Source organism: Bradyrhizobium sp. SRL28, from assembly GCF_018596315.1.
Taxonomy (GTDB): Bacteria; Pseudomonadota; Alphaproteobacteria; order Rhizobiales; family Xanthobacteraceae; genus Bradyrhizobium.
The window spans coordinates 693,537-705,941 of record NZ_JAHEAG010000002.1 but is presented as its reverse complement, the minus strand read 5'-3'; the positions used below and the strand labels follow the sequence as shown (position 1 = coordinate 705,941).

Sequence of the window (12,405 nt, the reverse complement as noted above, 5' to 3'; positions counted from 1 at the left end):
AGGCCGCAGCGTGCTGGATACCCGCCTTCGCGGGTATGACGAGCTGAGGGTGCCGCGCCTCTCCCCCTACGCCGCCGCCTGCTCGCGCGGCTGGTAGATCGCGACGTGATGGCAATGCGCCAGCGGCGTCTGGCCGTTGCCGATTACCAGCGCGTCGAGCTCGACGAAGCGGTGGCCCTTCTTGTCGTAATTGCCGATGACCTTCGCGCGGGCCGTGATGACGTCTCCGGCCTTCGCGGCGGAAAGTAATTGCATGCGGCTGCCGACGTGAATCCAAGGGCCCAGGATGGCATTGTCGGTCAGCGCCCGGTTCATTACCCGCTGCAGCAGGCCGGGATGGCCGAGGCCCTCTTTCGCGTAGATCGGATTGGCTTCCCTGATGTCGGCGAGATATTCGCGGGCTGCGTCGCCCGGCCAGTCGCGCGGCGTGGTGCCGAGCCATTTGCCGACTTCATAGGAAGAAGCATTGACCGGCTTGCGCTCCGCCACGACAGGGACTTCCTTGTAGTCTGCGATCGAGACAGCCGGCGCGGACGCCGGCAACGAGGCGGTGGCGGTGGCGCAAAGCTCGCCGCGACTCCGCACCTCTATCGAGAGCACGCCATTGCTTTCCTCCGCCGTCAACTCCGCGAGTTCTCCGTCATAGACCGGCTTGGCGAAGCGCGCCTCGATCAGGCCGCGTTCAAGGAAGGCGCGGCCCCATCTCGTGACCGGGAAGTGCATCATGTAGGCCATCACGTCGACGCCCGGGACCAGCCCGCCTGAGAATCCGAACCGCTTTGCCACGGTGTCGTCATGCATCTTGTTTTCGGATTGCTTGGCAGTGTTGTAGGCCTGGACGCGATACGGCTCGATGGTCATGCCTGTTTCCTGTTATTTTTGGTTGTTTTCAGGCATTTATCGTACGCAAAGAATGTACCGTGGCAAGCGTGTTCCCGGCCCTGTTTTCCTCGCATTCGGGTATCGAATAGGGTACGACGCGCGGGAACGAAGACGCTGCCGAGATATGCCTGAATTGAACCCCACCCGCATCTATGTCGATGCCGACGCCTGCCCGGTGAAGGACGAGATCTATCGCGTCGCGATCCGGCATGGCCTGCCGGTCAGCGTGGTCGCGGGCAATTTCATCCGGGTGCCGCAGGATCCGCTGATCGAGCGCATCGCCGCCGGTTCAGGGATGGATGCCGCCGACGACTGGATCGCGGAGCGTGCGGGAAAAGGCGATATCGTCATCACCTCGGACATCCCGCTCGCCAGCCGCTGCGTGAAATCAGGCGCCGAGGTGATTGCGCCGAATGGCAAACCGTTCACCGAACAATCCATCGGCATGACTCTGGCAGTGCGCAATTTGATGACCGACTTGCGCTCATCGGGCGAAGTGACAGGCGGTCCGAAATCCTACTCCCCGCGCGACCGCTCGGCATTTTTGTCGGCGCTCGACCAGGCCATTCGCCGCATCCAGCGCCAGCGGGCGCAACAGCCCGCGCAAGACCAGGGTTAAAGCAAACGATGGCGCCGCCGCTGATCCAGTTGAAAGATATCCGGCTGACCTTCGGCGGCACGCCGCTGCTGTCGGGCGTGGAGCTATCCGTGTCATCAGGCGAGCGCGTCTGCCTGATCGGCCGCAACGGCTCGGGCAAATCGACACTCTTGAAGATCGCCGCCGGCCTCGTCGAACCCGACGGCGGCAGCCGCTTCGTGCAGCCGGGCGCCACCATCCGCTATCTGCCGCAGGAGCCTGACTTCGGCGACCACAAGACGACGCTGGCCTATGTCGAGTCAGGCCTTGGTCCCGGCGACGATCATTATCAGGCGCGGTATCTGGTGGAGCAGCTCGGGCTCTCCGGCGACGAGGACCCCGCGCATGTCTCCGGCGGCGAAGCCCGCCGCGCGGCGCTGGCACGGGTGCTGGCGCCCTCGCCCGACATATTGCTGCTGGACGAGCCGACCAACCATCTCGACCTTCCGACCATCGAATGGCTGGAAAGCGAACTGGAAAGCCGCCGCTGCGCGCTGGTCCTCATCAGCCACGACCGGCGCTTCCTGTCCAATCTGTCGCGTTCGACCGCCTGGCTCGATCGCGGCCAGATCCGCCAGATCGACCGCGGCTTCTCGGCGTTCGAGGGCTGGCGCGACGAGGTGCTGGCGGAAGAAGAGCGCGACCAGCACAAGCTCGACCGCAAGATCGTCAACGAAGAACACTGGCTGCGCTACGGCGTCTCCGGCCGCCGCAAGCGCAACGTCAAGCGGCTCGGCAATCTGCATGCGCTGCGCGATCAGCGGCGCGATTACCGTGGCGCGACCGGAAATGCCAGCCTCGCCGCCGCCGAAGCCGATAAATCCGGCAAGCTCGTGATCGAGGCCAAGAACATCGGCAAGGCCTATGGTGAGCGTAATATCGTCGAAGGCTTCTCAATCCGCGTCCAGCGCGGCGACCGCATTGGCATCGTCGGCCCGAACGGCGCCGGCAAGACCACGCTGGTTCATCTCCTGATCGGCAACGATCCGTCTGACAGCGGCACGATCCGGCTTGGCGCCAATATCGAAATGGCAACCCTCGACCAGCATCGCGAAAGCCTCGATCCCAAATCGACACTGGCCGAGGCGCTGACCGGCGGACGCGGCGACCATGTCATGGTCGGCGGCAAGCCCAAGCACGTCGTCAGCTATATGAAGGACTTTCTGTTCGCGCAGGAGCAGATGCGCACGCCGCTGGAGGTGCTCTCCGGCGGCGAGCGCGGCCGGCTGATGCTGGCGCGCGCGCTGGCAAAGCCATCGAATCTGCTGGTGCTGGACGAACCGACCAACGATCTCGATCTCGAGACGCTGGACGTGCTGGAGGAGATGCTCAGCGATTACGAGGGCACGGTGATCCTGATCAGCCATGACCGCGACTTCCTTGACCGCGTCGTCACTTCCGTGATCGTGCCCGAGGGCGATGGCCGCTGGATCGAATATGCCGGCGGCTACTCCGACATGCTGGCGCAACGCGGCGAGGATCTCGCGCGGGAGGCGCCGCAGGCGCCGGCGGCGGTCGAGGAGAAGAAAGAGACCAAGGCTGCCGCACCCTCTGCAGCGCCCAAGCGCCGGCTGAACTTCAACGAGAAGCACGCGCTGGAGACACTGCCGAAGACGATGGCGAAGCTGCAGGCCGAGATCGCAAAACAGCAGAGGCTGCTTGACGATCCCGACCTCTACGCCAAGGATCGCAAGAAGTTCGATGCGGCCTCCGCCGCGATTGCAAAGGCGCAGGAAGAACTCGCGGCCGCCGAAGACCGGTGGCTGGAGCTTGAGGTTTTGCGCGAAGAGATAGAACAGGCGTAGGTATTTCTACCGTCATTGCGAGGAGCAAAACGACGAAGCAATCCATCTATCCGTTATGCCGAAGCATGGATTGCGTCGCTTCGCTCGCAATGACGAAAGCACAACTGGAGCTAACTTGATGACCACCCCCCTCGCCGCCAAGATCGCCCGTGAATATGGCACGCCCTGCGCCGTGATCGACATGGACCGCGTCGAGCGCAACATCGCACGCGTCCAGGTGGCCTGCGACACGGCCGGCGTCGCCAACCGCCCCCATATCAAAACCCACAAGAGCCCGCTGTTGGCGCAGATGCAGGTCGCGGCCGGCGCGAAGGGCATCACCTGCCAGAAGATCGGCGAGGCCGAGGTGATGGCGGAAGCTGGGATCAACGACATCCTGATCAGCTACAATCTGATCGGCGAGGAGAAGATGGCCCGCCTTGCCGCGCTGCAGGCCAAGGCCAACATGACGGTCGCCGCCGACAATTCGACCGTGATCGCGGGCCTGCCGCAGGCAGCCGCGGCTTCGGGACGTCCACTTTCGGTCGTGGTTGAATGCGATACGGGGCGCAAGCGCGCCGGCGTCGAGACGCCCGGCGAGGCAATTGCCCTCGCCCGCGAGATCGCTGGCTCCAAGGGACTGAAGTTTGCGGGCTTCATGCTGTATCCGACCGAAACCGGCTGGACAGAGGCGCAGAAGTTCTTTGACGAAGCACTGGCCGGCGTCCGCGCGCACGGGCTCGACGCGACGATGGTTTCCACCGGCGGCTCGCCGAACCTTAAAAACCTCGGCAAGCTCAAGGGCGCGACCGAGCATCGTCCCGGCACCTATATCTACAACGACCGCATGCAGGTCGCGGCCGGCGTCGCGGAATGGGACGATTGCGCGCTGAACATCTATTCCACCGTGGTCAGCCGCGCCGGCCCGGACCGCGGCATTCTCGACGCCGGCTCCAAGACGCTGACCTCGGACCCCGGCGGCGGGCTCGATGGATATGGATTGATCCTGGAGCACCCCGAGGCGAAGATCGCGCGCTTTGCGGAAGAGCACGGCTTCCTCGATCTGACCCGCAGCAACACGAGGCCTGTCGTCGGCGACGTCGTGCGGATCGTGCCGAACCATGTTTGCGTCGTCGTCAACATGATGGACGAGGTGGTGATGGTGCGCGGCGACGAGATCATCGGCACGCTGCCGGTCGCGGCACGGGGGAAGTTGCGCTGACGGTTTGTAGGGTGGGCAAAGGCGCACTTGCGCCGTGCCCACCATCGCGAGCCCCGCTAGCAATGGTGGGCACGCTTCGCTTTGCCCACCCTACGAATTAAGCCACTTCAACGCCCCTCTCCCCGCCGCAACTCCGGTCGCAAACGACGCCTGCAGCAGGTAGCCGCCCGTCGGCGCTTCCCAGTCCAGCATCTCGCCCGCGGCGAACACGCCGGGCAAACGGCGGAGCATGAAGGCGTCGTCGAGTTCGTCGAAGGCGATGCCGCCCGCGCTCGAGATCGCGCGCGCGATCGGCGACACTCCGTTGAGTTGCACGGGTACAGCCTGAATCAAGCGGACCAGGTCGGCGGGGGAAAGCTGAGACAATGACACCCCGGATGCCTTGGCAGCCTCCTGCGACAGGCCGATCGCGACGGGCGAGAGATTTGATGCCTTGCGGAGGAAATTCGAGAAGGACTGTTTGCCCTTCACGGCCGACAATCTCGCGGTCAGTTCGCCAATCTCCGCGTCGGGACGCAAGGCGATGTTCAGCATGGCCCGTCCATCGCGCAGCACGGCCTCGCGCAATTCGGCCGATAACGCGTAGATCGCGCCACCTTCGATGCCGGTACGGGTGACGATCGCTTCGCCGCGCACTGTGTGTTGGCCGAATGTCAGGACCACTCCCTTGAGTGGCTGGCCTTCGAAGCGGTCGCGAAAGATGTCGGACCATGCAACTGTAAAGCCGGAGTTTGCGGGCCGCAGCGGCGATATCTTCACAGCTCTTGCCGCAAGAAACTCCGCCCATGCGCCATCGGAGCCGAGCCGCGGCCAGCTTGCACCACCGAGCGTCAGCACGGTCGCGCGCGGTTCGACGGCGACTGATCCGTCCGGTGTTTGAAACCGCAGACGGCCCTGCTCGTCCCAACCGCTCCAGCGGTGACGTAGCGCCAACTTTACGCCCTGCGAGTCCAGCCGCCGCAGCCACGCCCGCAGCAGAGGTGACGCCTTGAAGGCTTTCGGAAACACCCTGCCGCTGGAGCCGACAAAAGTCTCCTGCCCCAGCGCTTCGCTCCAGTCACGCAAGGCGCTCGGCGGGAATGCTTCGATCGCAGCTTTCAGATGCGGCGTCGCCTCGCGGTAGCGCGCGAGGAATTGCGGCAATGGCTCGCTGTGCGTGAGATTCAGCCCGCCTCGCCCCGCCATCAGGAATTTGCGGCCGGCCGACGGCATCGCGTCGTAGACGGTGACCTCGGCGCCGCCTTGCGCGAGCACTTCGGCTGCCATCAGGCCAGCGGGGCCGGCGCCGATGATGGCGACGTGTTGTGAAGTCGTAGACATGGCGGGAGTGTAGCCGGATCGACGGTTCGTAGGGTGGGCAAAGCGAAGCGTGCCCACCAATGTTCACCGACATCGGAGATGCATGGTGGGCACGGCGCGAGGCGCGCCTTTGCCCACCCTACGGGACTGCCTGGCGCGCTACAGCTTGATCCCTGCCCGCGCCGCAGCTTGGGCGACATACTTCTGCGTCTGTTCGAACGCGCCCTGCAGTGCCTTGGCCTTCGAAACATCGTCGATCTCGGCGAAATGCGCCGCGATCGCATCCGGCGTCCAGTCGGACTGGGCCAGGTTGATGCCTTCGGTCTCGATGATCTTGATCACCGCAAACGAACCGGCGCCGGCACCCATGATGGTGCGGGTCGGCGCATCCTCGCTCAAGAGAAATTCCACCGCCGGCGTGATCGCCTCGGGCTTCATCAATGCCAGCGCCTGCGGCGGCAGCAGCTCTTCCGTCATCCGGGTGGCCGCAGTCGGCGAGATCGTGTTGACGCGGATGTTGTTCTTGCGGCCCTCCTCGGCCAGCACGTTCATCAGGCCAACCATACCGGCTTTGGCAGCGCCGTAATTGGCCTGGCCGAAATTGCCGAACAGGCCCGACGACGAGGTGGTCAGCACGATGCGCCCATAGTTGCGCTCGCGCATGCCTTCCCATACCGCCTTGCAGCAGTAAAAAGTGCCGACAAGATGCACGTCGAGCACCTTCGCGAAGTCCGCGACCTCCATTTTGGCAAACGATTTGTCACGCAGGATGCCTGCATTGGCGCAGAGCATGTCGACGCTGCCCCACTCCTTCGTGGCACGTTCCACCATCGCCCTGACCTGAGTGAAATTCGAGACGTCAGCACCGTCGGCCATCGCGACGCCGCCGGCCTTTCGGATCTCCTCGACCACGGCCTCCGCGGGCGACAGCGACCCGCCGGTGCCATCGCGCGCGCCGCCGAAATCGTTGACCACCACCTTGGCGCCGCGGCTCGCCAGCCCCAGCGCATGCGCCCGTCCCAGACCATTGCCCGCGCCCGTGACGATTGCGACGCGTCCGTCAAACCTGATTGCCATGCGTATAATTCCTGGATGTGGGTTTCTCTCGTCATGCCCGGCCTTGTGCCGGGCATCCACGTCTTCTTGGTTGCTGCATAGCAAGACGTGGATGGCCGGGACAAGCCCGGCCATGACGCGCAGAGGTTATGCGAAATAGATCAGCCCGATCCAGTCGGCGACCAGCGCAGGCTTTTCCTCGCCCTCGATTTCGACGGTGACGTTGGTGCGCGATTGCAGCTCTTTCGGCTTGCGCAACTTGGCTTCCATGAGCGTAAAGCGGCCGCGAACCCGCGAGCCGGCACGCACCGGCGAGAGGAAGCGCAGCTTGTCAAAACCATAATTGACGCCCATCGCGGTGCCTTCGATGACCGGCATCACCTCATAGGACATGATGCTCATCAGCGACATCGTGAGGAAGCCATGCGCGATGGTGTTGCCGAACGCGGTTTCCTTCTTCGCCCGCTCCGGGTCAACATGGATGAACTGATGGTCCTCGATCACGTCGGCATAGACGTTGATCCGGTTCTGGTCGATCAGGTGCCAGGACGACACCCCGATCTCCTTGCCGACCATGGCCTGATAGGCCTCAAACGAGACCGGCGGCTTCTTCCAGACTTCATTCATTGATTTAGCTCTCCAGCCCGGCGGTCCGCACCTTCTGCAGTTCCGGGAATTCGTCTTCGCGGAACTCGGCGCCGCGCAGCGTGTCGCTTCTGACATTATCATGTTCGAGCCGGCGCAACTGCACGCGGCGGATTTTGCCGGAAATCGTCTTCGGCAGTTCCGTCACCAACTCGATCTTCCTGATGCGCTTGAACGGCGCGAGCCGCGTGTGCAGATGTTTGAAGATCGAGAGCGCGGTTTCGGGGGAACGCTCCACGCCCGACACCAGCAGCACATAGGCCTTCGGGATCGCGAGCCGGATCGGATCGGGGCTCGGCACGACAGCGGCTTCGGCGACCGATTCATGCTCCAGCAACACGCTTTCCAGCTCGAACGGGCTGATGCGGTAGTCGGAGGATTTGAAGACGTCGTCGGAACGGCCGACGAAGGTGAGATAGCCTTCATCATCGGCAAACACCACGTCGCCGCTTCGGTAGAGATCGCCGTCGGCACCGCTCAGTTTGCCATCCTCGCCCTGATAGCCCTGCATCAGGCCGGCCGGGCGGCTCTCGCCGAGCACCAGCGTTACCTCGCCCTCCTTGGTGATGTGGCCGTCATTGTCGGTGATCTGCACGCGATAGCCCGGCAGTGGGCGGCCCATCGAGCCGACCTTGACCTTCTGGCCCGGCGAATTGCCGGCGAGCGCGGTGGTCTCGGTCTGGCCGTAACCGTCGCGAATGGTCAGGCCCCACGCCGCCTTCACCTGATCGATCACTTCGGGGTTGAGCGGCTCGCCGGCGCCGCAGACCTCGCGCAGGCTCACTTTGAAATCGGCTAGCTTTTCCTGAATGAACAGCCGCCACACCGTCGGCGGCGCGCACAGCGTGGTGACGCCGCAGCGGCCGACGGTCGCGAGCAGCGCCTTGGCGTCGAAGCGCGGCTGGTTGACCACGAACACGGTGGCCCCCGCATTCCACGGCGCGAAGAAGCAGCTCCAGGCATGCTTGGCCCAGCCCGGCGAGGAGATGTTCAGATGCACGTCCCCCGGCTGCAGCCCGAGCCAGAACATCGTCGACAGAGCGCCGACCGGATAGCTGCGCTGGCTGTGCCGCACCAGTTTCGGTTTTGCCGTGGTGCCCGAGGTGAAATAGAGCAACATCGGGTCGTCGGCGTTGGTCGGTCCGTCAGGCGTAAATTCTTCTGACGCGTTCGCCGCCTCTTCGAACGGCAACCAGCCATCGTGCTTCGACGTCGCGCCAACTACGATCCGAGCGAGATTATCGCCGCCGAGGCCTGCGAACTTCGCCACCTGATCCTGTGACGCCACCACCACCTTCGCCCGGCCGCGATCAAGCCGGTCGCGCAGTTCGTCCGCCGTGAGAAGCGTGGTCGCGGGGATCACGACAACACCGAGCTTCATCGCCGCCAGCATGGTCTCCCACAGCGGCACGACGTTGCCGAGCAGCAGCAACAGATGATCGCCGCGCTTTAGCCCTTGCGCGCGCAGGAAGTTCGCCACCTGGTTGGATCGGCGCGACAACGTTCCGAAGGAGAGTTTTGTCTCCCTGTCGCCGGCATCGACGATCCAGAGCGCGGTGCGGTCGCGGCTGTCGGCACTGCCGGCGAGTTCCGCGTCGAACCAGTCCAGCGCCCAGTTGAACGGAACCGGGTCGGGCCAGCGAAATCCCTTCACGGCCGCATCGTAATCGGTTCGATGCTTGAGCAGAAAGGCGCGCGCTTCCTGGAAGGTCGTCATCCCGTCTCCGTTATTTCCCGGCGAGACTCCTAACGTGCTGGATAATCCCGGAAAAATCCACCCCGCCATGGCCGGCGGCGTCGAACGCCTTGTAGAGCTCCTGCGCGTGCTTGCCCAGTGGGGTCACGGCGCCCGCGGCGTTGGCCGCGTCCTGCGCCAGCGTCAGGTCCTTGACCATCAAATTGGACGCAAAGCCGGGCTTGTAGCCGTTGTTGGCCGGCGAGGCCGGCACCGGGCCCGGCACCGGGCAATAGGACGTCAGCGCCCAGCATTGCCCCGACGAGGTCGAGGCGACGTCGAACAGCGCCTGATGCGACAAGCCCAGTTTTTCGGCGAGCGCAAAGGCCTCGCCGACCCCGATCATGGAAATGCCTAATATCATGTTGTTGCAGATCTTGGCCGCCTGCCCTGCACCCGCGCCGCCGCAATGCACGAGCTTCTTGCCCATGTTCTCCAGCACGGGCTTTGCCGCCGCAAAGGCCTTCTCTTCACCGCCGCACATGAAGGTCAGCGTCACGCCCTTGGCGCCGCCGGTTCCGCCCGATACCGGAGCGTCGACCGAGAGTGCGCCGCTTTTGGCGGCCAGCGCGTGCGCCTGCTTGGCACTTTCGACGTCGATGGTCGAGCAATCGATGATCAGCGTCCCCTTGGCCATCGCCGGAATGACTTCGTTCCAGACCGACAGCACATGCTTGCCCGCAGGCAGCATGGTGACGACGACATCGGCGCCCTTGACGGAAGCCACCGAAGTCTCCGCGATGGCGGCGCCGTCAGCCTTGGCCTGATCGCGCGAGGCAGCGACCAGATCGAACGCGGTGACCTTGTGGCCGGCCTTGACCAGATTGGCCGCCATCGGCCCGCCCATATTGCCGAGGCCAATGAATGCGATATTTGCCATCTCGAATCCTCCGCTAAGGCTTTTCTGTTTTGATCAGGTGAATTTCAGCTCATTGGCGCCGATTTCGGCGAAGTAAGGCGCGACCATTGCCGGCGTCACGTCCTCGACTCCAGCGGGCGACCATTTTGGATTGCGGTCCTTGTCGATCACGGCGGCGCGCACGCCCTCGCGGAAATCATCGCTGGCGAAAACTTCCAGCGCGGCGCGATATTCCCGCACCAGGCATTCCTCCAGCGAACCGGAAGTCCGCGCCAGCCGCAGCAGCTTCAGCGTCACCACCATGCCGCGCGGCGACTTTTCGCTTAGCGTCTTCAATGTCGTCTGCGCAAACTCCGAACCATCGCGCTTCAGCGCCGCAACGATGTCTTCCATGCGATCGTGGGAGAACAACGCATCGATCTTCGCCTGCTGCGCTGCGACCGGCCCGGCCGTCTCTCCGGTCGAGAAGCCGTCGATCAGTTTCCTGATATCAGCCGATGTCGCGCCGGGCTTCACCTTCGTCAACGCTTCGCGCAAGGCCGGCAATCTTGATGACGGCACCACCGCATCGGCGAACTTCGCATGAATCGCGTCCGGGCCATTCATGGTATGCCCGGTCAACCCAAAATAGGTGCCAATCTCACCCGGCGAATGCGACAGGAGCCAGGTGCCGCCGACATCGGGAAAGAAGCCGAGGCCGACTTCAGGCATCGCCAGTTTGGTCTTGTCGGTGACGACGCGGTGGCTTGAGTGTGCGGAGAGCCCGACCCCGCCGCCCATCACGATGCCGTCCATGAAGGACACATAGGGCTTCGGGAACTTCTTGATGCGTGCATTCAGAATGTATTCGTCGCGCCACAGGATCTTGCCGAGATCGCCCTTGACCTTGGAGCTTTCCCAGAGGGCGCGGATGTCGCCGCCGGCGCAGAGGCCGCGCTCGCCGGCGCCTTCCAGCACGATCACCGCAATATCGGGATCGGCTTCGAAAGCGTCGAGCGCCTTGTCGATGTCGTGGAACATCTCCAGCGTCACGGCATTGATCGCCTTCGGCCGATTCAGACGGAGGATACCGGTCGAGCCTTCCTTGCGCGCGATCAGGTCGCCCTCTGCAACAGCCGCATCCGTCATCGCGCGCCCTCGATCATCTTGCGCGACACGATCAGCCGCATGATTTCGTTGGTCCCTTCCAGAATCTGGTGCACGCGCAGATCGCGCACGATCTTCTCGACGCCGTATTCACTGAGGTAGCCGTAGCCGCCGTGCAGCTGCAGCGCCTGGTTGGCGACTTCGAAGCCCACGTCCGTCCCAAAACGCTTGGCCATGGCGCACAGCATGGTGGCGTCGGCGTCCTTGCGGTCTAGCGCTGCCGCGGCACGCCAGACAAGAGTCCGCGCCGCCTCCAATTCGGTCGCCATGTCGGCGAGACGGAACTGCAGCGCCTGAAATTCATCGAGGCGCTTGCCGAAGGCTTTTCGCTCCTTCATGTAAGCCAGCGACTTGTCCAGTGCGCTTTGCGCGCCGCCGAGCGAACAGGCCGCGATATTGATGCGGCCGCCGTCGAGCCCGGCCATCGCGATCTTGAAGCCGATGCCCTCATCGCCGAGTCTATTTTCGACCGGCACGCGCGCATTCTCAAAAATCACCGAGCGGGTCGGCTGCGCGTTCCAGCCCATCTTCCGCTCGTTGGCGCCGAACGAGACGCCGGGCGTATCGGCCGGAATGACGAGCGTCGAGATGCCGCCGGGGCCGTCGGCACCGGTTCGCACCATCACGACATAGAGGTCGCCGCCACCGGCGCCGGAAATGAACTGCTTCTGGCCGTTGAGCACATAGTGGTCGCCGTCGCGCACCGCGCGGGTGCGCAGCGCCGCGGCGTCCGAACCGGAGCCCGGCTCGGTCAGGCAATAGCTCGCCAGAAGCTCCATGGTGCAGAGCCTTGGCAGCCATTTCTGGCGCTGAGTGTCGTTGCCATAGGCATCGATCATCCACGACGCCATGTTGTGGATCGAGATAAAGGCCGACACGGTCGGACAACCCGTCGCCAGCGCCTCGAAGATTAGCGCGGCGTCGAAGCGGGTCATGGCGGAACCGCCGACGTCATCCTTGATATAGATGCCGCCGATGCCGAGGCTCGCGGCCTCGCGCATCACATCGACGGGGAAATGCTTCTCCTCATCCCAGCGGAGCGCATGCGGCGCGATTTTTTCCGAGGCGAATTCCCGCGCCATATCGCGAACCGCAATCTGGTCCTCGTCGAGAGCGAAATGCATTCTGGGCTGCTCATTC

The 12,405-nt window shown here is 63.9% G+C and carries 11 protein-coding genes; 3 read left to right on the top strand and 8 right to left on the bottom strand.

Going from position 1 to position 12,405, the window contains the following annotated elements; genetic code table 11:
* Positions 1-66 precede the first annotated feature (66 nt).
* Entirely contained in the window at positions 67-861 is a 795-nt protein-coding gene (locus KIP88_RS07685; RefSeq protein ID WP_214487235.1) for a hypothetical protein, read from the bottom strand.
* A gap of 145 nt (positions 862-1,006) precedes the next feature.
* Here KIP88_RS07685 and KIP88_RS07680 point away from each other — a divergent pair, with 145 nt between their 5' ends.
* The 3 genes from KIP88_RS07680 (at position 1,007) to KIP88_RS07670 (ending at position 4,525) form a co-directional block, all read left to right on the top strand.
* On the top strand, positions 1,007-1,501 hold the full coding sequence (locus KIP88_RS07680; protein ID WP_214487322.1) for a YaiI/YqxD family protein: 495 nt from the start codon (positions 1,007-1,009) through the stop codon (positions 1,499-1,501).
* A gap of 8 nt (positions 1,502-1,509) precedes the next feature.
* Complete coding sequence (locus KIP88_RS07675) at positions 1,510-3,324, top strand: ABC-F family ATP-binding cassette domain-containing protein (protein WP_214487234.1); 1,815 nt, start codon at positions 1,510-1,512, stop codon at positions 3,322-3,324.
* Between the two features lie 118 nt (positions 3,325-3,442).
* Positions 3,443-4,525 (top strand): D-TA family PLP-dependent enzyme, encoded by a 1,083-nt coding sequence (locus KIP88_RS07670; protein WP_214487233.1) that lies wholly within the window; start codon positions 3,443-3,445, stop codon positions 4,523-4,525.
* A 90-nt stretch (positions 4,526-4,615) separates the two neighbouring features.
* Here KIP88_RS07670 and KIP88_RS07665 read toward each other — a convergent pair whose 3' ends face one another.
* From KIP88_RS07665 to KIP88_RS07635, 7 genes are all read right to left on the bottom strand, one after another.
* Positions 4,616-5,845, bottom strand: a complete 1,230-nt coding sequence (locus tag KIP88_RS07665) for a TIGR03862 family flavoprotein (RefSeq protein WP_214487232.1) — start codon at positions 5,843-5,845, stop codon at positions 4,616-4,618.
* A gap of 138 nt (positions 5,846-5,983) precedes the next feature.
* Positions 5,984-6,901: an SDR family NAD(P)-dependent oxidoreductase gene (locus tag KIP88_RS07660; protein ID WP_214487231.1), complete on the bottom strand. Its 918-nt coding sequence runs from the start codon at positions 6,899-6,901 to the stop codon at positions 5,984-5,986.
* Positions 6,902-7,027: 126 nt separating this feature from the next.
* Positions 7,028-7,507 carry a MaoC family dehydratase gene (locus KIP88_RS07655; protein ID WP_057855261.1) on the bottom strand — a complete coding sequence of 160 codons (480 nt, stop codon included), beginning with the start codon at positions 7,505-7,507 and terminating at the stop codon, positions 7,028-7,030.
* Between the two features lie 4 nt (positions 7,508-7,511).
* The gene (locus tag KIP88_RS07650; protein ID WP_214487230.1) at positions 7,512-9,242 is read right to left on the bottom strand and encodes an AMP-binding protein; all 1,731 of its coding nucleotides are present in this window, start codon (positions 9,240-9,242) and stop codon (positions 7,512-7,514) included.
* 10 nt (positions 9,243-9,252) lie between these two features.
* Positions 9,253-10,140: a 3-hydroxyisobutyrate dehydrogenase gene (mmsB, locus tag KIP88_RS07645; RefSeq protein ID WP_214487229.1), complete on the bottom strand. Its 888-nt coding sequence runs from the start codon at positions 10,138-10,140 to the stop codon at positions 9,253-9,255.
* A 33-nt stretch (positions 10,141-10,173) separates the two neighbouring features.
* The gene (locus KIP88_RS07640; protein ID WP_214487228.1) at positions 10,174-11,247 is read right to left on the bottom strand and encodes an enoyl-CoA hydratase/isomerase family protein; all 1,074 of its coding nucleotides are present in this window, start codon (positions 11,245-11,247) and stop codon (positions 10,174-10,176) included.
* Positions 11,244-12,389, bottom strand: coding sequence for an isobutyryl-CoA dehydrogenase (locus KIP88_RS07635; RefSeq protein ID WP_214487227.1), 1,146 nt, complete (start codon positions 12,387-12,389; stop codon positions 11,244-11,246). The genes KIP88_RS07640 and KIP88_RS07635 overlap by 4 nt, the downstream gene beginning before the upstream one ends.
* Positions 12,390-12,405: the final 16 nt, after the last annotated feature.